General features: G+C 68.4%; 22 protein-coding genes. 20 read left to right on the top strand and 2 right to left on the bottom strand.

Annotated features, from left to right (window positions below; all coding sequences use genetic code 11):
• Positions 1-26 precede the first annotated feature (26 nt).
• From ACQPXG_RS38335 to ACQPXG_RS38380, 10 genes are all read left to right on the top strand, one after another.
• Positions 27-1,253 carry an acyl-CoA dehydrogenase family protein gene (locus ACQPXG_RS38335; protein WP_433464040.1) on the top strand — a complete coding sequence of 409 codons (1,227 nt, stop codon included), beginning with the start codon at positions 27-29 and terminating at the stop codon, positions 1,251-1,253.
• A gap of 102 nt (positions 1,254-1,355) precedes the next feature.
• A complete protein-coding gene (locus tag ACQPXG_RS38340; protein ID WP_433464041.1) occupies positions 1,356-2,174 on the top strand; it encodes a helix-turn-helix domain-containing protein in 819 nt (272 codons plus the stop codon).
• A complete protein-coding gene (locus tag ACQPXG_RS38345; protein WP_433464042.1) occupies positions 2,171-2,821 on the top strand; it encodes a TetR/AcrR family transcriptional regulator in 651 nt (216 codons plus the stop codon). Before ACQPXG_RS38340 ends, ACQPXG_RS38345 begins: the two co-directional genes overlap by 4 nt.
• 100 nt (positions 2,822-2,921) lie before the next feature.
• On the top strand, positions 2,922-3,857 hold the full coding sequence (locus ACQPXG_RS38350; protein ID WP_433464043.1) for a hypothetical protein: 936 nt from the start codon (positions 2,922-2,924) through the stop codon (positions 3,855-3,857).
• 263 nt (positions 3,858-4,120) lie between these two features.
• Positions 4,121-4,747: a hypothetical protein gene (locus tag ACQPXG_RS38355; RefSeq protein ID WP_433464044.1), complete on the top strand. Its 627-nt coding sequence runs from the start codon at positions 4,121-4,123 to the stop codon at positions 4,745-4,747.
• Between the two features lie 246 nt (positions 4,748-4,993).
• Positions 4,994-5,854 (top strand): hypothetical protein, encoded by an 861-nt coding sequence (locus ACQPXG_RS38360; RefSeq protein ID WP_433464045.1) that lies wholly within the window; start codon positions 4,994-4,996, stop codon positions 5,852-5,854.
• Positions 5,845-6,999, top strand: a complete 1,155-nt coding sequence (locus tag ACQPXG_RS38365; RefSeq protein ID WP_433464046.1) for a CPBP family glutamic-type intramembrane protease — start codon at positions 5,845-5,847, stop codon at positions 6,997-6,999. Before ACQPXG_RS38360 ends, ACQPXG_RS38365 begins: the two co-directional genes overlap by 10 nt.
• A gap of 160 nt (positions 7,000-7,159) precedes the next feature.
• Positions 7,160-7,954 carry a hypothetical protein gene (locus ACQPXG_RS38370; RefSeq protein ID WP_433464047.1) on the top strand — a complete coding sequence of 265 codons (795 nt, stop codon included), beginning with the start codon at positions 7,160-7,162 and terminating at the stop codon, positions 7,952-7,954.
• 110 nt (positions 7,955-8,064) lie between these two features.
• Positions 8,065-8,379, top strand: a complete 315-nt coding sequence (locus ACQPXG_RS38375) for an MFS transporter (RefSeq protein ID WP_433464048.1) — start codon at positions 8,065-8,067, stop codon at positions 8,377-8,379.
• A gap of 295 nt (positions 8,380-8,674) precedes the next feature.
• Complete coding sequence (locus tag ACQPXG_RS38380; RefSeq protein ID WP_433464049.1) at positions 8,675-9,433, top strand: aspartate/glutamate racemase family protein; 759 nt, start codon at positions 8,675-8,677, stop codon at positions 9,431-9,433.
• 169 nt (positions 9,434-9,602) lie between these two features.
• On the opposite strand, the gene ACQPXG_RS38385 is transcribed toward ACQPXG_RS38380, so the two are convergent.
• Complete coding sequence (locus ACQPXG_RS38385; RefSeq protein ID WP_433464050.1) at positions 9,603-10,073, bottom strand: N-acetyltransferase family protein; 471 nt, start codon at positions 10,071-10,073, stop codon at positions 9,603-9,605.
• 505 nt (positions 10,074-10,578) lie between these two features.
• Between ACQPXG_RS38385 and ACQPXG_RS38390 the strand changes: the two genes are divergently transcribed.
• The 10 genes from ACQPXG_RS38390 to ACQPXG_RS38435 all read left to right on the top strand — a co-directional run bounded on the left by ACQPXG_RS38390 (position 10,579) and on the right by ACQPXG_RS38435 (position 20,544).
• Entirely contained in the window at positions 10,579-11,370 is a 792-nt protein-coding gene (locus ACQPXG_RS38390; protein WP_433464051.1) for an NYN domain-containing protein, read from the top strand.
• A 532-nt stretch (positions 11,371-11,902) separates the two neighbouring features.
• The gene (locus tag ACQPXG_RS38395; RefSeq protein WP_433464052.1) at positions 11,903-12,385 is read left to right on the top strand and encodes an RNA polymerase sigma factor; all 483 of its coding nucleotides are present in this window, start codon (positions 11,903-11,905) and stop codon (positions 12,383-12,385) included.
• Positions 12,382-12,990 (top strand): hypothetical protein, encoded by a 609-nt coding sequence (locus tag ACQPXG_RS38400; protein WP_433464053.1) that lies wholly within the window; start codon positions 12,382-12,384, stop codon positions 12,988-12,990. The genes ACQPXG_RS38395 and ACQPXG_RS38400 overlap by 4 nt, the downstream gene beginning before the upstream one ends.
• A gap of 128 nt (positions 12,991-13,118) precedes the next feature.
• Positions 13,119-14,381, top strand: a complete 1,263-nt coding sequence (locus tag ACQPXG_RS38405) for a hypothetical protein (protein ID WP_433464054.1) — start codon at positions 13,119-13,121, stop codon at positions 14,379-14,381.
• Positions 14,378-15,868 (top strand): hypothetical protein, encoded by a 1,491-nt coding sequence (locus ACQPXG_RS38410; protein WP_433464055.1) that lies wholly within the window; start codon positions 14,378-14,380, stop codon positions 15,866-15,868. Before ACQPXG_RS38405 ends, ACQPXG_RS38410 begins: the two co-directional genes overlap by 4 nt.
• 314 nt (positions 15,869-16,182) lie before the next feature.
• Positions 16,183-16,386, top strand: coding sequence for a hypothetical protein (locus tag ACQPXG_RS38415; RefSeq protein ID WP_433464056.1), 204 nt, complete (start codon positions 16,183-16,185; stop codon positions 16,384-16,386).
• Positions 16,387-16,419: 33 nt separating this feature from the next.
• Positions 16,420-17,333 (top strand): IS5 family transposase gene (locus tag ACQPXG_RS38420; protein ID WP_433464057.1). Its coding sequence is split into 2 segments (ribosomal slippage): positions 16,420-16,795 and positions 16,795-17,333, totalling 915 coding nucleotides; the frame shifts between segments, so codons are not numbered across the junction.
• Between the two features lie 83 nt (positions 17,334-17,416).
• Positions 17,417-18,019, top strand: coding sequence for a hypothetical protein (locus ACQPXG_RS38425; RefSeq protein ID WP_433464058.1), 603 nt, complete (start codon positions 17,417-17,419; stop codon positions 18,017-18,019).
• Between the two features lie 354 nt (positions 18,020-18,373).
• Entirely contained in the window at positions 18,374-19,951 is a 1,578-nt protein-coding gene (locus tag ACQPXG_RS38430) for an RNA-directed DNA polymerase (RefSeq protein WP_433464059.1), read from the top strand.
• A gap of 179 nt (positions 19,952-20,130) precedes the next feature.
• Positions 20,131-20,544, top strand: a complete 414-nt coding sequence (locus tag ACQPXG_RS38435) for a hypothetical protein (RefSeq protein ID WP_433464060.1) — start codon at positions 20,131-20,133, stop codon at positions 20,542-20,544.
• 642 nt (positions 20,545-21,186) lie between these two features.
• On the opposite strand, the gene ACQPXG_RS38440 is transcribed toward ACQPXG_RS38435, so the two are convergent.
• On the bottom strand, positions 21,187-21,687 hold the full coding sequence (locus ACQPXG_RS38440) for a GNAT family N-acetyltransferase (RefSeq protein WP_433464061.1): 501 nt from the start codon (positions 21,685-21,687) through the stop codon (positions 21,187-21,189).
• Positions 21,688-22,445: the final 758 nt, after the last annotated feature.

Genomic DNA, 22,445 nt, shown 5'->3' on the forward strand with positions numbered 1-22,445 from the left:
CCAGGCAGCACCAGGAGGAAGAGGGGATGTCTGTGTTCGAGACCGACGACCACCGCAGCTTCCGCGAGGACGTCCGCGACTTCGCCGCCAGCGAGGTCACTCCCTACGTGAGCCAGATGGAAACCTCCGCCCACATCGACACCGAGGTATCGAGCTGGATCGTCGCCCAGGGCTGGCTCGGCCTGACCATCCCCCGCAAGTACGGCGGGATCGGCGCCGGTCACCTCACCAAGACCATCGCGATCGAGGAAATCAGCCGGGTGAGCGCCGCGATGGGCGCGATGCTTCAAGCCTCCCAGCTCGGCGCCTCGATGATCATCCACTACGGCACCGAGGAGCAGAAGCAGGAGTGGCTGCCGCAGATCGCCACCGGCGAGTGCCTGCCGACCATCGCGGTCACCGAGGCCGAGTCGGGCGGTCACGTGGCCGGGATGCAGGCCACCGCCCGCCGCGATGGCGACCACTACATCCTCAACGGCCACAAAGTGTATGTCGGCAACTCTCACATCGGGCACGTGCACGGTGTCGTAGCCCGCACCGGCGACGCCGGCACCCGGCCGTCCGAGAGACTGTCGGCGTTCCTGGTGGAGGCCGACAGGCCGGGTGTCCGATGTGTCCCCTACCAGTCCACGTGGGGCCTGCACGGGTTCAGCTTCGGCGACCTGGTCTTCGACAACGTCCGAGTCCCTGCTGGCAACCGTCTCGGCGACGAGGGCGAGGGCCTGGACGTCGCCTACAGCTCCAGCATCTTGTACGGCCGTCCCAACCTCACCGCGGTCGCCCTCGGGATCCTGCAGGCCACCGCTGATGCGACCGTCCCCTTCACCAAGGAACGCCACCGCTACGGCGAGCCGCTGGCCCACCATCCGGTGATCGGCCAGCGGATCGGGCGGCTCGAACACCGGCTGCGGACCGCCCGCACGCTCGCCTACCAGGCCGTCCACATGCTCGACCACGGGCTGGCCTGCGACAACGAACTCATCAACGCCAAGTACTACACCGTCGAGGCGGCCTTGGACGCCACCCGCGACGCGGTACGGATCCACGGCGGAGCCGGACTGCGCACCGACCGCCCGGTCGGGCGCTATTACCGGGACGCCATCCACGTCGACGCGCCCGCCGGCACCGCCGAAATCCAACTCCACCGCCTCGCCGAAACCGCCCTGGACATCAACCGAGGCCAGTGGTCTGAACGCCTCGCGCACCTGACCGCGCTGCCCCCACCCGCAACCGCCAACGAGAACGCCGCATAACCCGGCCCCCGACCGGTCCTCCCCGCCCGGTACAGGGCGGGGAGGCCCCACCTCCAGCCCCCCAAACGCTCCACCTAACTCACTCGACAGGGAAACTCAGGAATGGCCGACACGACATCAACCGTCCCGCTGGCACACAGCTCCCCGAGTCAGTTGGGTTTCGCCGCGCAGCTGCCGCAGCGCCGCTCAGGCACCCTGGCGCCTGAGCTCGAGATGTCGGTCCAGGTACTGCGGGAGCGCTACAACTCCGGTGAATCGGTTCCCTCGATCGCGCAGAGGATGGGGCTGACGCCGCGCCAGGTGTACCGGTGGATGCGGCACGAGCGGATCAACCGGCGGCCTCCGGGCGCCCCGCACTGGGAGCAGTTCCCGATCTCGCTGGAGGAACTGCGGGAGTGGTACGAGGCGGGCGAGTCGATCTTGGGGCTGGCGCGGGCGCTGGATGTGTCGCATAACGCGGTGAAGTACCGGCTGCGGTCGCGTGAGGACCCGTGCGGGCAGCGGATGGTTCTGCCGGTGCCCTCAGAGGTGCTGCGGCGGCGGTATGAGGTGGGCGAGTCGCTGTACGACCTGGCGGACGAGCTGGGGGTGTCGGTCGGAACGGTGAAGCTCCGGCTGCTGGAGGCGGGAACCAGGCTGCGGCGGGTCGGAGGGCCGCCGAGGTCGAACGAGGTGGCGTTGCCGATCTCGCTGGAGGAGTTGCGCCACCGTTTTGAGGCCGGCGAATCGTTGGCGTGTCTGGCCATGGCGTTGGGGGTGCCCCGTAACACGCTGCGCGGGCAACTGGAGGCGACGGCCAAGAACTGCCTGCCCCCGGCTAAACCGGGCAGCGGCCGGTCGACCCCGCCCCGGACATCGCCCACCGGCACCCCAGGCCAACCGGGCACACCCGGATTGCCCCTGACTCAAGGACTTCGATGAACGGCCGAACTCCCGCGCCCCGCGGTCGCAGCTACGCGGGCCGGTCGGCTGAGGAACGCCGCGCCGAGCGGCGGGAGCGTCTGCTGGCCGCCGGGCTGGAGCTGTTCGGGACGCGCGGCTACGCGGCGACGCCCATCGACCGGCTATGCGCGACGGCGAGGGTATCGACCCGCACCTTCTACGAGGAGTTCTCCGGACGCGAGGAACTGCTGACCGTACTGCACACCGGCATCACCGAGCGCGCCGTGCAGGCCCTCGCCGCCGCCTACGCCGAACCCGCGGACGCCGACCTGGCGGTCCGGGTGCAGCGTGCTGTCCGCGCTTTCGTCACCGTCACCGCCAGCGACCTGCGCTGGGCCCGCATCTTGTTCGTCGAGACCAGAGCAGCGAGCGCAGGGGGGCAGCACCAGCCGAGCCGACCCGGCCAGTGGGAGAACGCATTGCTGGCGATGGCCCGCGACGCCGTCCGGCGCGGCGATGCGATCGACCGCGACTACCGGCTCACGATGATCGCCGTCAACGGCGCGGTGAACAACCTCGTCCACCACTGGGCCGCCCGCAGCCAAACCGTCCCGCTCGACGCCATCACCAGCCGAACTCACCCGCCTCATCCTCCAGGCACTTCGTTCCTAGGGACTCACCCGTGACCAGACACCGGATCGACTCCGTCACTTTCACGCCGCCCGACTCGCCCACCGGCCCGCAACAGCCCGTATGGGCGCAACCCAGACAGGAGCAACTTACGCGATGACCGAACTGCGCCTCAGCTACGCCAACATCGAGCACGGTGGCAAGACCGAGGCCGGGTACTCGGCCTACTCCGGCGACGGCGGCCCCTACGACTACAGCCGGGTCACGGGGATGCTGCACGACGGAGACTTCCCCGACATTTTCGTGATGGGCGAGGCCGACGACTACGAACTGCACGGGATGGAAGGCGCGTGGGAAGCGGCCGCCGCCATCCGCGCTGCGGGCGGACCCGGCTACATGCCGCTCCCGTGCTCGCTGCCCCGCGAGTGGGGCCCGTTCGCCCCGATGATCTTCGTTGACCCGACCAAGGTCGTCGTCCGACGCTTCTACTACCACCGGCTGCCCGGCTTCGCGGCCCGCAACCGCAACCTGCTTGTCTTCACCCTCCCCGGCCGCGACGACCCGATCCGGCTTGTGCCGTGGCATGGCGACATCTACTCCGGCGACACCCGGCTCGCCGACAACCGGCGGTTCGACCGGTTCGCCGACCCGGCTATCCCGTGCGCGCTGCTGGGCGACTGGAACACCGTCCCCAGCGGCCCCCACTTCGAGCCCACGGACCTGAACAAACCCGGCACCTACAACTCGCGCCAGATCAACCGCAAGGTCCAATTCCAAGGCGGCACCCGGCAGGCCGGCCCGCACAACTACGACACCCGCGCCCTGGATGCCCTGGTCGGATGGTTGAACCCCGACACGGGCAAGCGGGAGGGCGGCGTCGGCTTCCACCACGCCGCTGAACTCGCCGAGGACTACACCCCAACGCAGATCGAGCGGCCCACCGGCCGCCAGCCCCTCGCGATCGACGGCATCCTCCTCAACGACCCGCTCGCCGCCGCCTACGTGCCCGGCAGCTACCGCGTCCACGACTTCCGCGACCCCGGCCACCCCGAGTCCGACCACAAGCGCGTCAGCGTGACGATCGACATCTGACAAGGGCCCGAGAACTTGAACATCGACAACCAGGCCACAGCGAGGACCGTGGCCCCGGCCAACTACGCGGGCTCCGTGGTGGCGGTGACGCCGTGACCTTCGAACCGACGCACCGGGGGTCCGGGTACACGCAGTGCGGACGCGACTGCAGCAGGCCCACCCTGCCACCGGGCGACGACACCGCCCAGTGCGGCACCGACATCGCAAAAGGAACCGCTGGCGAGCTCTCAGGCGAGCAGGCCCGAACCTTGCTCTCCCGGCCCATGACCGAGCCGTCGACCGTTTTCGCCTACGCGTGCGCGGTGCCCGCGCCCGGCGCGGCACCGGTCGATGAGATTCTGGTCGCCGAGACCGGCGGCCATGACGAATTTAGTGTGGTGTGGGTCCGGCACCCGGGCTCGTTCACCGGCACCACCCGGCACGTGAACGGCGGCGCCGGAGACTACGGCCCGAGCCTGCTGCTGTGCTGGGCGGACATGGTGTTCGAACTGGCCGACCAGGTCGAACACCGCCCCCAGCCCTGCCCCTTCCAGGCCGCCCCCGCCCCAGCCGATCCTGATCTGGACTCGGCCGCTCGCGCCCAGGCGGCGTACTTACGGTGGACGGCCGCATACGCCCTCAACCTGCTCTTCCGCCACGCCGCAGGCGACATTTTCCACGACGAATACGGCCGGGAGCACGGCATCGAGCCCAAGGATGATCTGGGAGAGCTGACCGCAGACCAGCTCGCGCGCATCGCCCGCCAGTGCGCCGTCACCGGCCCTGCTGCGCTGATCCCGCCGGGCTGGGACCTGGTCGGCTGGGACCACTACCGGACCCGCCCCCAGCCCATCCTGGCCGGGCTGCGCCCCCCGAACGGCCGAGCCGACGAAACCGATCCCAGCAAATGACCCATGCAGCGGTGTGCCGACGCCGCGGTGTCGATGCCGCGGGAACCCCTGCCGCGCTCGAAAGGCTCACCGACCGCGCCTAAGACCTCGCCCGGCCGGGCGCTACTCGGGAACCAACGGGTGCCGTGATCACCGTGTTCACACGGCCCCACCGCACGGCCCCGATCCCCGGCCCGGCCGGGCGAGCCGCAACCAGTCAGCCCACCGGCCGCCAGCCGCCGGCGGCCCCGATGAGGAGACCCATACGTGCAACTCACCCTCATGAGCATGAACCTCCAGTACGCAGGGAGATCGGACGCCGACGGGCGCCCGGACGACCGGTGGCCTCAGGAAGCGGAGATCGTCCGCAAGGTCCGACCCGACATCCTTCTCGCCCAGGAGGCGCACGGCTGGATGGCCGACCCACGCCTGCAGGCCGCCGCCGAACGGGACCTGGACATGCGCGCCCACGTCGCCCCGTCCCGGTCGGGCGCGCACACCGTGCTGATGCACCGCACCGACACCATCAGGTGGCGCCATTGGGAGACCAAGTACGCCGACCAGACCCTCCACGGGTTCGGCGTCGCCGTCCTGGACCTCCTCGCCGACCCGAAGGTCAAGACGCCGCTCACCGTCATCACCGCCCACCTCACCCCGTACTCGGCGCACGCGGCCGCGCAGGAAGCGCAGGTCATGCTTGGCCGCGTCTACCGGTACGGCGGAATGGGCCTGATCGGCGGAGACATCAACCACTGCCCACCCGGCGACACCGAACCGGACTGGGACAGCGTCCCGCCCTACAACCGCTCCTCGCGATGCCACCGCCGGCACCTTCCGCCTCAAGAGCCGTTCCGCGCCAACCACATCGTCGGCCAGACCCTCGCAGACGGCGACCTGCACGACGTCGCCGCGCACCTGGCCACCGACAACCCGAGCTCCACCGAGCTGCGCGCGCCGACCGGCCACGGCGGCATCCGAGTCGACCAGGTCTGGGTCACCGCGAACATGGTCAACACCGTACTCGGATACCGGCAGATCGACACCGGACGGGCCAGCGACCACAACGCGATCGTCGTCACCTTCTCCACCGACGCGCTCCACGACGTCCAGGAGCGCACATGGATCTGAACCTCGGCCGCGGCTCCTCACCCGATGGCGGGCGCCTACGTGGCCGGGTCGTACACATCCACGCCTCCCGCGGCCCGAAACCGGACCATAAGCGGATCAGCGTGACGGCTGCCTCTGACAAGGCCCGGGAATTGCAGCAGATCACCCACCGACCCAACCCAAGAATGAGGACAATGACGCAGTCGCTCATGCTGCGCGGCACCGCCACCGTAATGGTGCTGTTCGGCGCCCACTTCGCCATAGCCCTGAACGACGCCACCGAGTCGGCCGGTGCCGACATCGACTGGCCTGGGCTCCCCGCCCCGATCAACGTCCCGGCCCTCAGCCTCACCGCCGCCGGTGTCTGGCTACTGATCCGCGCCCGCCGCTCACCCGGCAGCGCGGTGTGGTGCGCAGCCGGGCTCGCCCTCTCCGGAGCCGTGCTGCTGCCGCTGCTCGGCGAGACCGCCGACACCACCGCGACGCTGCTGCTGACCGGTGCAGGCGCGTGGCTGTGCGCCCAGATCGCCGCCGACGCCGGCGCACCGCTCTGGAAAGGCCGACTGCCCTGCGAAATCGCGCGCCGATGGGACAAGAAGGCGGTCGCCGCCTGCGCTGTCGTGCTAGCCGGGCACACGCTCTCGCTGGCTGTAGACCACTGGGTGACGAAGCTGGGCCCCGCCGTAACCGACCAGGCAGAGCAAGCCGACGCAACCGGCCTGCACAACCCGGTCATGTTCGCCGCCCAAGCGCTGGCCGCAGGAGTCCGCGAAGAGATTCCACTCCTCGCCCTGCCCGCCGCGCTGATGGTCGCCGCTCGCCGACCGGTCTGGCAGATCCTCCTGGTGGTGTGCGTGCTGCGCGCGGTGCCGCACGCCTACCTCGGCACCGCCGCGCTCTCCTCAACCGTATTCGCCACAACGGCCTTGTGGATGTACCAGACCACCCGCCGGGTCGGACCGATCATCGCCGGTCACATGCTGTTCAACGCCATCGCCATGTTCGGCGGCCCAATCGGAGGCGCGGTGCTAATGGCGTCACCGGCAGTCGCGGGATTCATGCTCGACAACCTGCCCGAAGCCACCCCCAGATGGCTCCGCACGCGACTCCGGGACAAGCATGCCCGCAGTGACCACACCATCAAGGTGAAAGAGCCTCTGCTGTGACTCGCACCCCGACTGCACACGACATCGCCCCGGTCGTGACGCTGGGCATCCCCGCTGTCCTGCTCGGCCCGCCCCCACCCACTATCCGGCTGCCAGCGGGCGCGAGATGGATTCGCCGTATCACCGACCTACTCGCCCTTCTGCTCAGAAGCGAGGACTTGTGCCCCCACCCGTGAAAGTCCGCGCCTGTACCTACAACCTGCGGGAGGGCGGACTCGACGGCCCGGCCGGCAAGCCCCGGGACGAGTCCCGCCTCCAGGAACAGATCGCGCTGCTCGCCTCCCTCGACCTGGACCTGATCGGCCTGCAGGAGGCCAACTGGGGGTCCGGTTCGGACGCCGAGGACCGCCTCGCACGGGTCGCCGAGCAACTCGGGATGCGCTGGAGCCTGCTGGGCCGCTCCAACCTCTACGGTTGCCACCTAGCGGCCCTGGTCCGCGAGAGCGACAACCTCACCGTCGAGGACGCCGAGCACCTGACCGGCTCTCCATGGGTCCACACCCTGCTCAACGTCACTCTGCGGGTTGCCGGACGCCCCAGGCCGCTGCATTTTCTGGTCGGACACTCGGCACCCAGCAGCCCGGCCATGCGTCTGGCCGAGGCGGAAATGGCGACCGTTCACAAGCACCTGGATGTGATCTACGTGGCCGACTTCAACGCGGCCGCGCTCACCGATGACCCGGACACCACCGGGATCGACCCCGTAAAAGCCCTTCAGAAGCTCGACACGCGTCCCGCCCGAACCCTCGCCGGCGCCGGGCTGAGTGACGTAGGTGCGCTGATGAACGACCCGACCCCCAGTGTCGGCCACGACGACGACAAGCTCACGTATCGGTGCGACCGCATCCACACCACCCTGCCGCCCGAGTGGATCACCGGATACGGCGTCGTGCCGAACGCGGACGACCTCAGCGACCACCGCGCCGTCTGGGCCGAATTCACGCCCAGCTCATGACCCCTCGACCACACATCCACCATCTCCCAGCCCATCGAATCGAGGCAGCAATATCGAGCTGGGAACACGATGACCACCGCTCACCGCCCAGCCCCCAAGAGCAGCCGCCGTTGAGTTGCAAAGTCCACCACCAGCCCCAGTCGCGGGCATCGCTGCCGCGGGATTTCACCGTCCTGTGGAGCGGATCGGCGGCCTCCCAGCTCGGCAGCATGAACGCGGCGATCGCGCTTCCGCTGCTGGCCCTGTCGTTGACCCGCTCCCCCGTGTTTGCGGGCTGGATCGCCGCGGCGGGCACGGGCCCCGGGTTTCTGCCCTACCTGCCCGCGGGGATGCTTCTCGACCGGTTCGACCGCCGCCGGATCACGCTGACCTGCCAGTGCACCCGGTTCACGGTGTCGGGGCTGCTGGCCGACGGACCAGATTAACCCGATACAAAATTCATTTCCCAAAAGACCTTCAGGTGACAACACCATTGACAGAAATGTCAGTAGCATCGACGTTCATGCCCGGAAACACCATCTCCCACATAGCGATTCTAGATGGAAGTCCCACCGCCCCTGAATGCGGGCGCTGATTCGCGGGTTCGAGCGTCAACTCCGCGAGGCCGCGACATTACCTGTAATCCACTCCCTGTAAATCTATTTCAGTGGAATAGTTCAGAAATCCATTCCCGGCTCCAAGTGCCCATCGACCCTGGCGCGAGTTCATGAAAGGATTAGCGTGACCACAAAACCGAGGCGTATCCTGCACATCCTTCCCGTTGCGGTCCCTCCGGCGGCGTTGGAAGCCTTCGTCGCGCAACTGCCATCGCAGATCATTGATCCGGACGTACAAATCGAATTCACCGCGCCAGCGCGCGGGGCACGCAACATGATCGACAGTGCCTACGAGCGCACGGTCTCTGACGCCGCGGTCCTGGCGGCCGGTGCCGGCGCCGCCGACAAGGGATTTCATGCGGTGGTCGTTAACTCCATGAGCGACAGCGGGATCAGCGGGCTGCGCTCACGCCTGGACATTCCCGTCGTGGGTGCCTGCCAGGCGTCGATGGCGCTGGCCTCCTGCTTGGGGAACCGCATAGGCGTCGTCACCATGTGGCCGCGCTGGCACACCCTCTACACCGCGGCCGCCGCGGCCGCAGGGCTCACTCACCGGCTGGTCACCGTCCGGGACATCGGCACCCGTCCCGACGCCGAAGAACTACTGCCCGACCGCTACACGGTGTTCCCGAAACTGCTCGACACGTGCCGACAGGCGGTCGAGCACGACGGCTCGGACGTGCTGATCCTCGGCAGTACCACCATGCACCCGGCGCACACCTATCTGGCCCGCCACCTCGATGTCCCATTGATCAACCCCGGTGTCGCCGCCCACCAGCTGGCACAGCAGCTCCTACGCGCTGGCCTGACGCACTCACGACGCAGCTATCCAGCACCTCAACGTCCCGACGACGACCTGCTAGCCGCCTTCGCCTCCGGCTGAGACACTCCTATAAGCCCCACCCTTGGGCGGGCAAGGACAGTTTCTTGACCGCTACCTGCCACGAGCGCCAAAACGTGCGTTTTCGATCCCGTTCTCGATCGGCCCGCGACCTGCAACAAGTCCGGACACGACCAAGAGCTTCGATCTGTACCGGGGATATGTCGAGCCGTTATTCGTGACACACCAACCCCATGTAGTACTCATCGACAAATGCGCCGTCCACACACACCGACGAACGCCTCAGCCCCTCCACCTCGAACCCGCGGGCTTCGTACAGACGCAACGCGGCCTGGTTATGGCTCATGACGCTCAGTTCCAATCGCCACATTCCCCGACGCCGCGCCTCAGCGATCGCCGCGTCCAGAAGACCACGGCCGACTCCTTTCCCCTGGTGGGAAGCCTGTACCCCGAGCACGATCGCGCCCCGGCCTCGCGCACGCCGCCATCGCAACGAGAAGACGTCGATGACGCCGACGAGTCGCCCGCCGTCGTCGGCGACGAACCGGTAGGACTGATCAGGAAGTTCGTGGCCGCGTTCGCCGGGCTCGGCGAGCATGAACGTCGTCTCAGCGTCCAAAGCGCGGCGAAGCTCGGCAAGAGCATCGCCTTCCGCACCGGCGGACGGCCGGATAGTTGTCATGGCCCCAGGATGCCCGCCAGGGTAGGAATCTCCTCCGCTCGTCGAGGCCCGAGCCGCACAGAATTGACGGCGCCGGACACCTGGCCTCAGGGTGAATGGGTGACCGGCCGCCCCCTGGACTTCCCATCGGATTCCGGCGAACCAGGCTTACCGGATCGTCGGGCGGCGCGGGCCGCCGAGATGGAACGCACCTTCACCGCCGAGCGTGCCGCCCACGCCCGCGCCGTCACCGAAGCCGGCGGCCGCCAGATCCGACGGCCCCTCGCCCACCCTGAAGACAAGATCGAATACGCGCGGCTCCTCAAGGCCCGAGACGAGTCGCTGAGCCAGATCGCGGCCCAGGCCGGCATCCCCAAGACCTCGCTGCTTCGTTACTCGCCGACGCCAAGTCCAATACCGCAGCAGTCACTCCCTGACCTGCTGACCGGAGGTCATCCATGCCCCCAGACGCCACGCACTCGACCAGGACCTCATCGCAGTCTGATACCTCTTGGAGCTACAGCGCATGACCGCTGGAAACGCCGAAGACAACGCCGCGAAACTAGCGGTCCTGATCGATGCCGACAACGCCAAGCCCGTGGTGGCGGAGGAACTGCTGGCGGAGGTCGCCAAGTACGGGACCGCCCACGTCAAGCGCGCCTATGGCGACTGGACCGGCACGAGGCTGAAGGGCTGGAAGGATCAACTGCTCGCCCAATCAATCCAGCCGATCCAGCAGTTCGCCTACACCACCGGCAAGAACGCCACCGACGCCGCGGTGGTCATCGACGCGATGGACCTGCTGTACTCGGAGCGCTTCGACGGGTTCTGCATCGTCTCCAGCGACAGCGACTTCACCCGCCTGGCGGCCCGAATCCGCGAGTCCGGCCTGACCGTGTACGGGTTCGGTGAACGCAAGACCCCCAAGCCGTTCGTCGCGGCGTGCGACAAGTTCATCTACATCGAGAACCTGCAGAGCGCCACCGCCCCCGTCGAAGCGAAACCCGCCAAGCGGACCTCAGCGGCAAAACTGAAGAACGACACCGCCCTGGTCAACCTGCTTCGCAACGCCGTGGAGGCGGCCTCCGAAGACGACGGCTGGGCCCACCTCGGAGCCGTCGGCACCATCATCACCAAGCAACGCCCCGACTTCGACTCCCGCACCTACGGCTACGCCAAGCTCAGCGACCTGTTCGCCGCCACCACCCTGTTCGAGCTGGAGCGCACCACCCCCGGCGGAGGAAGGGCGGCCGTCATCTACGCACGCGACAAGCGCCACACCGACAACAGCCCCAAACAGGCACCGACAAGGGCCTGACCTATCGACACCGATCGGTACCGCCCACAATCCCCACAAGTACGGGTCACCGGTGCAGGCGCTCTTGGCGATCGACGCGCGCCCGCACACCTCTACGCGCGCCCAAACCCACGATTCCCCAGCCCGTCAGCCAACCGCCAGCAGCCACAGGAGATCGTCAGTGCCTGTGTCAAAGCATGCTTGCCGAATCCCACTCGATGGCAGATCCGGCCATAAGTCGCGGCGGTTCCGGTCGTCCCAAAGCGGCGGGCTTGAAGATTTTTCCGGCGGGAGGTCACAGATCGCCTCTTTCGGCTGCACTACTTAGCGATCGCCGCCCACGACCGGGTGGCCGTGAAAGGAAAGTGCCCGATCATGAAGGTCAGGACCTGCCCTTGGTACGGCACGGTTACTCGTTTCGCCCAACCGGCCGCCGCGCGAACGGTAGAGCGGTCGACGAGCCGGTTGGGTACTCAGTCTGTGTGCGGTCGGCCGGAGGTGGGGGCGCGCTGTGGCGGCTGCTGACCGGGGGCGGCGCGCCTCAGCCGGGACGGTGACGGCGACCGAGGCGTTCGCCGCGTGCTATCGGACGGAGAAGCTGAAGGTGGTGCGGTACCTGATCAACCAGGGCGCCAATGAGCACGAGGCTCACGACGCCGCACAGGCCGCGTTCATGCAGGCCTTCCGGCAGTGGGACACCATCCGAAACCCGCGGAACTGGCTGTTCACCGTGGCCCGCCGGGAGTTCCTGGCGGCCCAGGTGCCCGAGACCCCCACCGACACCTTCCTGGCCGCCCAGGCCCCTGCCACACCCTCACCGATCGACCTCAGCGACCAAGCCCGCGAGGTGCTGGCAACGCTGGAGACGCTGCCGGTCAAACAACGGCAGGTCATGGCGTTGTCGGTCGATGAGTTCACCCCCGCCGAGATTGCCGAGCAGTTGCGCGCCGACCGGGACACGGTCCGCCAGAACCTGCGCAAGGCCAGACAGAACCTCAAGAGCCGACTGGGAATCGGAGGGAGGGACCCGCGATGAATGACGAACTGCGCGCGTTCCTGGGCGGCTACGACGCAAGCGACACCGCGCTGGACACGCTGTGGGACCAGGTCCAGCAGGAGATCCTCGACACGCTCACCGCTGCCACCGACATCGAGGCCGGCCTGGCGGAGATCATCGGTGACACCGACCCCGGCGCTGCCCACCGCCCCGCCACGGCACGCGACGCCTTGGACAGCCCGGGCGAGGCTGGGGCCATCTGCGCCGAGCTCGCCGACCTGCTGCACGCACTGGACCCGCTGGTCCGGCTCGATCAGGCGCCCGCCGGGGTCGGCGCGAGCATCCTGTACCTGCGGACCGCGTCCGGGCTGCTGGCCGAGCTGCTGATCGGGTTGTCGCGGCGGCAGCTGTCGCGCGAGGACGCCGCCTGGCAGCTGCGGCTGATCGACCACAACCTGACCGAAGCACGCGCGCTGCTGACCGACGAGCAGGCACGCGCCAAGCGGCGCGCGCGCCCGACGGTGCAGGCCGTGATCGAGGTGGTCAAGCACACCACCGCCCGGATGGAGGATCTGACGCCCCGCATCATGCGGCTGTTCAAGGACACCGGTTCCGTGGTTCCCCGCCAGGGTGTGCCGCACTGAACCGACCCGCCGCGTAGGCCAGTCGCTTCCCGGGGCCTGCCCGTTTTCTGACTCTCCTCCGCTCCCGAGCAACAGGTACCGGAGCGTTACCACCTGCCCATCATCGGTTCCTGATTGGGGAATACATCATGTCCAAACGCCGATCTCACCGCCGCGGCCCGCGCATTCCCGACCGCGTCCGCCAAGGCATCATCAACGACGGCCCGGCCGACCCGGTTGAACTGGAGCGCGTCCTTACCGACGTCGACACCGAGATCGCCGCGCTGCTCAGCGACGACCCGGCGCTGGGGCCGAGTCTCGGCGATACCCGGTGGCCGCTGGCGTTGTTCGAGCCACGCAGGGGCGTCGGGATGGTTCATCCCGACGGGAGTCTGCAGGAGATGCAGACCGAGGCGATCATCCAGGCCGGGTTCAGCCGGTGGCGTCAGCTCACCGTGTTCGAGCCGCTGCCCGGCTGGAGCGTCCGGCAGACCCCGACCGGCCTGGAACTGTGGGACAAGGGCGGCATCTGGGCCCGCGGCCGGCTGCAGCTGCCGGCGCGGTGGCGCGCCACCGCTGAGGAGGTCGGCTCGGTGATCGCGGTGTACGGGCACCAAGTCGGGGTTCGCCCGCCCGAGACTGGAAGCTGGACGGCCGCCGACCGGTCCGCCGAGCTGCACCGCTCCGTCCACGCCGGCCTGGTGGCTGTGGGTCTGGTGACCTGGAGGGGGCTAGAGGTGCCCGACAAGGTCACCTATCCGGGGCCTCGCTATGACCCCGACACCGGACAGTTCCCGATCGGCCAGGGCGCCGGCAACACCGACGTGCCCTGGCAGCTGAACACCCCCGGCGAGGGCGTTCGGCACGGAGTGATCATCGGAGAACGCGACACCGGCAAGACCAACGTCGTGCGGATCATCACCGTGGAGACGGTGTGCTCTGACCGGTTCCGCGTCTGGCTGGCCGACCCGCAAGGACGCCACAACATGGTCGAGACCTTCGGCCAGGTCCCGGCCGTGGAACAGATCGCCGAAAGCCCGGGCGAGACCCTGCTGCTGCTGCGCGCGGCCGCCCACCAGATCGACCAGGACCTCAGCGACGCCCATCGGTACGGCGGCCCCACCGACCCGTCACCGGACCGGCCCGGACTGATCATTGTGATCGACGAGGCCCAGGAGGTGTTCGCCGCCAACCCCGAGGCGACTCGGCTGGCCGAACACATCGTCACCCGCGGCGGCCCGGCCGGGGTCGGCCTCATCGTCACCACCCGCGGTGCGGACCTGGCCTATTTCGGCGGCAGCGCCACCCTGCGCGCGGGCCTGGCCGCCCACAACCGGATGGCCTTCGGCACCGGCAACTCCACTCTCGACGTCCTCGACCAGCTCCCCCGACAGCAAGGCGGCAACGCATGAACACCTCACCCGAACCCGAGCGGCTCGACCTGACCGCGTGCGCCCGGCTCCTGGGCGTCCGGCGCTACTCCCTCAAACGCATCGCCAAGCGCGGCCTGTTTGCCGCCCCGGCGGGCACCGAGCAGGGGCGGCCCTACTGGCACGAGACCACCGTCTTGACCTGGGCCGCGGAAAAGGTGCCACAGCTGGCCGACCGGATCCCGCTGCGCTACTGGCCCAACGCCACCGAACCCGCCCCCTACCTGGGCGCCGTCCGGTTGACCAACGCGGTCGCCGTCGGCTGGCGGGCCGCTCCCGGCCCGCTGTGGACCATCTGGACCGCGCCTGGGCACCCCGGCTGGCGGCATCGCGACCAAGCCCTGGCCGAGCTTCCGGACGCCGCGGCGTTCGCCGTGGTCAGCGGCCAGTTCGGCATCGACGGCCCCTCACTGGACACCTACACACCCGCCGACCTGGAGGCCAAATCACGCGGGCTGCGGTGGAGCAAGCTCTCCCAGATCATCGGGCAGCCCATGCCCTATTGGCCGTACATGCTGCGCATTCCCGAGCTGCTGGAAGCATGGCGTCCCGGAGCCCTCGCTGTACTGGCGGCCGCGATCCCCGATCTGGATACCACCCCGCTGCTGCGGCTCGCGGCCTGTCTGGACGACGACAGCCCCGCCCAACGCGTCCTGGTGCATCAGGCGCGCCTGTTCCAGCTCAGCTCGACCAGATACGCCGAACAGGACCTGAAGATCCTCGCCGAGATCCTGGACGCCGACTACAACACCACCCCCGACACCACCGTGGTGGCCGCCACTCCGATGCCGGTGCCGGCGGTCGACCGCGACGACCTGGACGAAGGGCTGCGGCGGGCCGGGTGGCTGGACATCCTCGCCCGCACCGACACCCTGGCCGTGCAGTGCGTCGAAGAGGTGATGAAGTGGGACGGAGGCGACCCCTTCCCCCACAGCCAACTCGAAGCCATCGACCCCGGCGATGGTCCGCACGCCGCCGAATGGGCGCAGCGGCTCCTGCCGCACCCCGGCCCACACACCGCGGCGATCCGCATCCTGGACCCCGACGACTCCGCGGTCGAGACCCTCATCGACCCGGCCACCGACGCCCCGGTCGTCCGCACCAAGGACGGCAAACTCCACGCGGCCGTCCCGCAGCGTCTGCCCGCCACCAGCCCACTCACCGAAGTCGTCCTCGATGAGCCGATCTGGGTCCGCGTCGCCGACGGCACCCTCTATCTGGCGCCGCTGCACTCCTACTACGGGCTGAGCTGGGGATACGGAGGCTCAGGCCCCGGCAGCCTCGCGCTGCTGATCGACCGGCTCCTGGCCGATGTCAACTGCATCCCCGCCGACGGTGTCAACGGCGCCGCGCCCGGCCTAGAGAAGCTCACCGAGACCGACTGGCCCAAAGGCACCATCCTGACCCGCCCGCAGATGGAGGCCGCCCGCGACGGACGCCCCTACCCCGCCGGTGACGACGCATCCTGACCCCGCAAACCAGACCAGAGTCGACGTCCCGAACGGACCATGCGAGCAGACCAGTCGGACGAGGGATCGCGCCAGCACTCGACGCCGCCCGCGCCCGCGGCCGCATCAGCGGCCGCCCCACCGTCGTCAACGACGACCTGCTGCGCGCGGCCCGCGACATGCTGCCCAACCCCGAGCACCCCGTCACTCGATCGCCAAGCTGCTCGGCGCCAGCCCCGGCACGCTCGACAGCCACATCCCCGACCCGTGCGAACTGCGCGCCGCAAGCCGCCAGCTCCCCGCTCAATGACCGGCCCGAAGAAGGTGTGACCACGGTGACCGATCCCCATGAACCGCCCACCTACCAGGACGACGTGCCCAGCCACCTCAAGACCGCCGGCCAACTGCATGCCGCAGGACTTCGTCCCTGCGACGCCTCCGCCCCGGCCGGATGGTGGGTCCAGACCTTCGCCGGTGACCGCTGGCGCACCGAGCTCTACGACATGCACGCGGCTCGCCCACTAGGGCGTGTCCGATAGATCTTGATCTATCGGTTCGGTAGTTGTTGGTCGGTGACGCGGCGGTTCGAGCTGACTGATGCGGAGTGGGAGCGGCTTGCGCCGCTCCTGCCGTCTTGTGGTGGTCGTGGTGGTCAGTGGGCCGATCACCGGCGGGTGGTGTCCGGCATCGTGTACCGGGTTCGGACGGGGGTGCCGTGGCGGGACCTGCCGGAGCGGTTCGGGCCGTGGAAGACCTGTTACGAGCGGCATCGCCGCTGGTCGGCGGACGGAACGTGGCGCCAGATCCTGGACGAGCTACGGATCGGGGCCGACCTGGCCGAGGGCGATGAGTGGACGGTCGGGATCGACTCCACCGCGGTGCGTGCGCACCAGCACGCGGCCGGAGCCCGGCATCGCCGACCGCGTCGGCTCCGCAAAAAGGGGACCTGAGAAGGGACGAATCCGACGGCCGCGAGGCGCTGGGCCGGTCCCGTGGTGGGCTCACCACCAAGATCCACTTGGCTGCTGACCGGAGGTGCCGGCCGATCGCCCGGCTGACCTCACCGGGCCAGCGATTCGACGGCACGATGTTGCTGAGAGTGCTGGGCCAGGTCCGGATCAAACGCTGCGGCATCGGCCGCGATCGGGTCCGGCCCGGCCGGGTGCTGGCCGATAAGGCCTACTCCAGCCGGGCGATCCGCCGACACCTGCGCCGCCGCGGCATTAAGGCCGTCATCCCGGAGAAGTCTGACCAGCAGAAATGGCGTAAGCGCCGAGGCGCGGCGGGCGGCCGGCCCGTCGCGTTCGACTCGCAGGCCTACAAGGACCGCAACGTCGTCGAGCGCTGCATCAGCAAGCTCAAGCAGTTCCGGGCGGTCGCAACCCGCTACGACAAGAGAGCCTTCGTCTACGACGGCACCATCGACGTCGCCTCCATCAAGATCTGGCTCCGCGACCTCACCCAAGATCTACCGGACACGGCCTAATCTCTCAGCCGGTCACCGAGCCGGTCTCTGAGCCCGCCACGTCCCCAGAGGCGGCCGATGTCGCCGCCACTGAGCGGCCCGTCATGACGATCGTCACCTGGACCAAGCCCGTTCGCCGCCGCATCAACAGCCGCTACGTCGAGACCGGGCAGCGCGCACCACTCAAGGTCCACGTGAGCCTAGACGGCGTACGCACCATGTGCGGTCACGACATCCCCGACCACGCCGCCGTGACCGCCACCACCGCCGACTGGCACCTGCACACCAACTGCTACAACTGCGCCTACCGGCTCTGGCCCACCCACGCGCCCGACGGATACATCTGCCCAAGCGACAGCCATGACTTCCCGATCCGCCGCAAACCGCCAGTGCACACCGGACCGCCGTGCCCCAAATGCGGTGAACAGCACCCGCTCAACGAGACCATCCCACCCTGCGCACTAAACCCTCCCAGCCAACGCCCCGCCGACCAGGGCAGGTGCTCGCTCGGCGCCTGCGAGTCCACAGCGCTCGCACTCCGACACGCCAACCCCGAACTCCAGCTCGACCTGCCCGGCATCCTCACGACGCACTGCCATCACTGCGGACACGAGGTGTGCACGACATGCCAGACTCGCCCGGTCGACCGCATTCGCCAGCTCTGCGAGCCTTGCCGCCAACTCGACGGCACCGCGATTCCCTCGTGACCCGCACGCTCACCTGCCCCCTCGTGCGATGCGCGAGCATGTCCGTCAATCAGGAAGACCCCAGATGGATCCGCCCCTCGTTGAAGGCCTCAGCCAGAACCGCTGGCGCCCGCGGATTGTTCGGGGATCGACCGCCTCCGTCCGCTGCCCGACCTTACGGACGACGCGGAAGTCACCTTTGCACCGGCAGCGAAAGATCATTTTCTTGGGCGGGTCTTCGTGCTCGCCGTGGGTGAGTGCTCCCACACGGAATGGTGTTTCCGAAGCGCGCGGAACCCGAACAAGAGTCCTGTTGATCTGTGCTATGTCTAGGCTCCGGTGGGTTCCCATCAACAGATCCCGATAGGGGCGAATGTGGCAGTTGACCGTGCCCTCCTGCGTCGCGTTGACATCTCGGATGCCGTTGCGCTCGAGCTGAAGTCTCGCAACCGGATGCTGCCCCGGCGCTGGGATGACGCGGCCCTCGCCGCAGAGTCGTCTGCGGTGGAAGCTTGGCTGCGTCCCCAGCTGCGCCGCGGCCCATCCGGAGACAAGGCCAGTCTCGTGTTCGCGGACAAGTTGCGGCGAGGGGTTCGGCCGCTGCACGTCATGACTCTTGAGGACCGGGTGCTGTACAGGGGCCTCGTCGGGCTCATCAGCGATGCATTGCCAGAACGGCTGCGCCGCCGGGTCCCCATCGATCAATTCCGCACCGCGCCACTTGAGGTTCCGGACACCGAGTACGTCAGCCTGACCGACGTGGCCTCCTACTACGAGTTCGTCGACCACGACTTGCTCTGCGCAGAGCTGATCGCCCAGACCGGCGAGGAACTCGCCGTCGACGTGCTGGCCGACCTGCTGGCATCGGTCCTCGGCCGCCGCGTCGGGTTGCCACAAGTGCATTCCGCAAGTGACATCCTCGGCGACACCTACATCGACCCAGTACGTCGCCGCATGCTGCGCCACGGCTACACCGTCTTCACCTACTCCGACGATTTCCGGATCGCCTCCGCGTCGCTCGGCGATGCTCGCGCCGCCCTTGATAGGTGCGCGGTGGAGGTACGCACCCTCGGCCTGGTGCTCAATGACCACAAGACCTTCACCTATGGCGCAAGGAACTACCGCCACTCCCTGACGGCGTTCTCCGAAGCCGAGCAGCGTCTGTTCGCTGACGACCAGGCAGCGGACACGGCCGCCAGCCTGGCAGCTCTGGACTCCGGGTACGGCGACACTGATGGCGAACTTGCTGCCCCGCTGTCGCTCGGCATCACGTCGCCGGGCACCATCCTCGAGGAGAACGAACAGGCACTAGGCCCAGAAGACGATGAAGGTCCTGCAGAAATCGATCCCGCGCGTCGCAGGGCAGCACAGCGAGCCTGGGATCTCTGGGAGAACGAATCTGAGGAGATACAAGGGGGCCAAAACGCCGCGACCGCACAGGCTCTGCTCGGCCGCGCCTTGCCGATGCTCGGCGCCTCCGGTGACCCCAGTCCATTGCAATGGCTTTCTGAACTGCTCCGTTCCGAGCCCGCCCTCACTCCACAGATTGCTGCGTACGTATCGGCATATGGGCAGATCGGCCAGCGCGCGCGTGCCAACCTTCGCAGCGTGCTCGACGATGTCACTGGTGGCGGCGCCCTCAGCACGTGGCAGGGGATGTGGATTGCGCATGCGGCCGGCAACGTACGCCGCTCACGCCGCAGTCACGAGTACGAAGACTGGCTCGCGCGGTGCACCACCGACAGCCACGATGGTCTCGCAGCCACCGCCGCGGCTGCCCTGGGGAGAATTGGGCGAGGCGATCCTGCACTGGTGGCATCTGCTGTCGAACGAGTCGGCCCGCAATGGCGGCGCCTGGCGTTCTGGGGTTTGGTCGGTCTTGACTACGAACAAGCCGAAGATACAGCTGACGACGAGCTGGACCGGCTGCTGCTCGCCGCCGCGGCGCAATGACGGTCCCGGCCCCGCAGGTACCATCAAACGAGGCAGAGGCAGCGACGGCTCTGTTGTTTCGCACTTTGGGTGCGCACCGCACCACGGTCGCGGCCATGAGAGCGCGGCCGCTGACGCGACTACGGGTCTCACCGGACGGAGATCCCGTCCAGGACCAACGCCAAGCCACGCTGGTCAGGTTGCTGTCGATCACCGAAGCGTTCGCGTCAGATTTGTTGTCTCGTGAGATCGAGCGTGCTGTTGCAAGCGCGCAGCGGGCTGCTGCCGCCAAGGTGGCCGACGACGCCGTCATCCGCGGCACGAGCACCTGGCAAGAGCAGAAGCGGTCTTACAAGGAGTGGCTTGGGGTCGAGGAGGATTGGAAGGCGGTTGAACGGCTGGCCGAGGCACGCAACGCCGTCGCCCACGGGTTGGGGAAGCTGACAAAACGTCAGCTGAGGAACGTCCAAAGCGTCAAGTCCAAGCTCGCGGCGGCCGGCATTGCCGTCGAAGGCACGACAATCGTGCTGTCCGACGCCAGCCTCGCTGCGGCCACCTCGGCGTGCCGTGACTTCATCGAGCGACTCGACCTGGCGGTCCAGGCCACAGATTGACTAGCAGCGATGGTGCAGCTCAAGGTCATCGCGCACCCCGGAAGGCGCGGTCAGCAGCCGCGCAGTGGCGCGTACCAAAAGCCAGTCGCTGCCAGGCGAACCGGGTCAGGTAAGTAACCGCCACCGTCGCGATCCCGGCTACCAACGTCGCCGCCGCGCCGGCCCGGTCCAGAACATGCCCGAGCTGTACCACTCATCCGCGGTCACCATACCGGCATCCAATCGCCCGGGGAGCCAAGCCGACGGGCGGTTTCCATAACCAGTCGGCCGCACCGGCTCCCCGCCCGGATCGTGCCCTACACCCGCACCGCCATCGAGGGCGTCCGTTCCGGTCGGCTCTTCACCGAGATGGGCTGGCCGCCAAGCCCCTGACCTAATGCACCAGCACCCCGGCGTCTCGACGACGACCTGCGGGGCGACCATCATGGCGACTTGCAGCGGATTTGCCTAAGGCAACTTCCTGGTCGACGCCGCCGACAGGTGGCCGACCGCGAGCGCTGGCGACTACCCCACCCGATCAGTGCGCCCCGCTCCGCCGACTGCCCCCAGCCTTCACATCCACCAGCGCACCAAAGGCGACGCGGCACCGATGGCTCGCACCCGAATCGCCGGCAACTTGGCGACGTGAGATGGTGACCAGCCCTACCGCTGGATGCGGTAGTGGCAGTGGCCGTCGACGATCACGCTCAGGTGACCGCCGTTGCGCCCGATGACCTTGCGGGAGGCCGTGTTCGTCTCCGTGCAGACCAGGATCACTGGATCGATGCCGAGCCTGAACGCCTCAGGCAAGACAGCGGCCAGCATGGCGCTGGCGTGTCCCCGGCCGCGATGGCTGGGACGCACGGCGTACCCGATGTGGTTGGCGTGTGGCACGCCCGGTGTCAGGTCGGGGCGCAGTGAGATCCTTCCAATGAACTCCCCGTCGTTCACCCACCACCAGCAGCGAACACGGGCTCCGGCGTGGGTGCGTTGCCAGGGCAGGCTGCCTTCGGCCAGGCGACGGACGTAGGTCTCGAAACGGTCTGGCCAGGACAGATCCGCCGCCGACAGGCCGTTGGCGTCCGCCGTCCCGACGAGTTCCTCGAACTCGCACATGGCGGCTATGAACGAGGAACGCAACAACGTCGAAGGGACCGAGAGCATCTTCCGACGTTACCCGCGCTGGTCCGGGCCCGCCGACTGGTTTGCCTGTCCGGCGCCTTCTTTGGGCTGCCTCTGAGAGCCGGCATCGGCCCACGACGCAGTGCAGTAGGCCGCGCTGGCCGTGTGGAAACGGTACATCGACAACGACCCGCTGGCCGGGGTCCATGCGGAGGGCACTGCCAAGAAGGCGATGACGGTCCAAGTCGTGCACGAATGGCTGCCGAGCCCTCCACCAGCCTGCGGCAACGCCGCCGGAGCCGGTACCGTCCGGACCGGTACCCGGGGGGTCGTTGGGCTTCGGGGGGCGGCGAGCGGCGCGAGTCCACGCGTCCGTCTTCCAAGCGCCTGTTGCGGCGGATCGGCTGCGGGCCGGTCGAGGATCCGCGGTGAGCAGGAGCCGACAGGCCACGCCGAAGCCTGCGCAGCGACACTCCACAGCACCAGGCGCCCGCGCGAGTCGAAGCCGTGCCGGACGTCGTGTTGCTGGTGCGGGGAGAGCAGCCCGGCCAGCAGCTCGGCCTCGTCGCGGTGGCCAGGGAGCAAACCCCGCCACGACACGGTGCGCCGGGGTCCGCGCCCGTCTCGTCGGCCTGTGCCGAGCGGTTGTCCGACGACCGCCAGGGGCGGGAAGCAGGCGCGTCGACACGGGCCAGCGCCCACCGGCGGTGTGGGCAGACGGGACGACCCGGAGGCGGTAGTGCAAAGCAATCCGGTCCGCTGCGTGCGCCAGCATCGCGGTGAGCGCACGCGATCCGCCA

Source organism: Spirillospora sp. CA-128828, assembly GCF_050945415.1.
GTDB lineage: Bacteria > Actinomycetota > Actinomycetes > Streptosporangiales > Streptosporangiaceae > Spirillospora.

Coding starts and splice junctions, on each gene's coding strand:
- ACQPXG_RS38335 (WP_433464040.1), top strand. CDS start 27: ATGTCTGTGTTCGAGACCGACGACCACCGCAGCTTCCGCGAGGACGTC.
- ACQPXG_RS38340 (WP_433464041.1), top strand. CDS start 1,356: ATGGCCGACACGACATCAACCGTCCCGCTGGCACACAGCTCCCCGAGT.
- ACQPXG_RS38345 (WP_433464042.1), top strand. CDS start 2,171: ATGAACGGCCGAACTCCCGCGCCCCGCGGTCGCAGCTACGCGGGCCGG.
- ACQPXG_RS38350 (WP_433464043.1), top strand. CDS start 2,922: ATGACCGAACTGCGCCTCAGCTACGCCAACATCGAGCACGGTGGCAAG.
- ACQPXG_RS38355 (WP_433464044.1), top strand. CDS start 4,121: ATGACCGAGCCGTCGACCGTTTTCGCCTACGCGTGCGCGGTGCCCGCG.
- ACQPXG_RS38365 (WP_433464046.1), top strand. CDS start 5,845: ATGGATCTGAACCTCGGCCGCGGCTCCTCACCCGATGGCGGGCGCCTA.
- ACQPXG_RS38385 (WP_433464050.1), bottom strand. CDS start 10,073: ATGACAACTATCCGGCCGTCCGCCGGTGCGGAAGGCGATGCTCTTGCC.
- ACQPXG_RS38390 (WP_433464051.1), top strand. CDS start 10,579: ATGACCGCTGGAAACGCCGAAGACAACGCCGCGAAACTAGCGGTCCTG.
- ACQPXG_RS38400 (WP_433464053.1), top strand. CDS start 12,382: ATGAATGACGAACTGCGCGCGTTCCTGGGCGGCTACGACGCAAGCGAC.
- ACQPXG_RS38405 (WP_433464054.1), top strand. CDS start 13,119: ATGTCCAAACGCCGATCTCACCGCCGCGGCCCGCGCATTCCCGACCGC.
- ACQPXG_RS38410 (WP_433464055.1), top strand. CDS start 14,378: ATGAACACCTCACCCGAACCCGAGCGGCTCGACCTGACCGCGTGCGCC.
- ACQPXG_RS38425 (WP_433464058.1), top strand. CDS start 17,417: ATGACGATCGTCACCTGGACCAAGCCCGTTCGCCGCCGCATCAACAGC.
- ACQPXG_RS38440 (WP_433464061.1), bottom strand. CDS start 21,687: ATGCTCTCGGTCCCTTCGACGTTGTTGCGTTCCTCGTTCATAGCCGCC.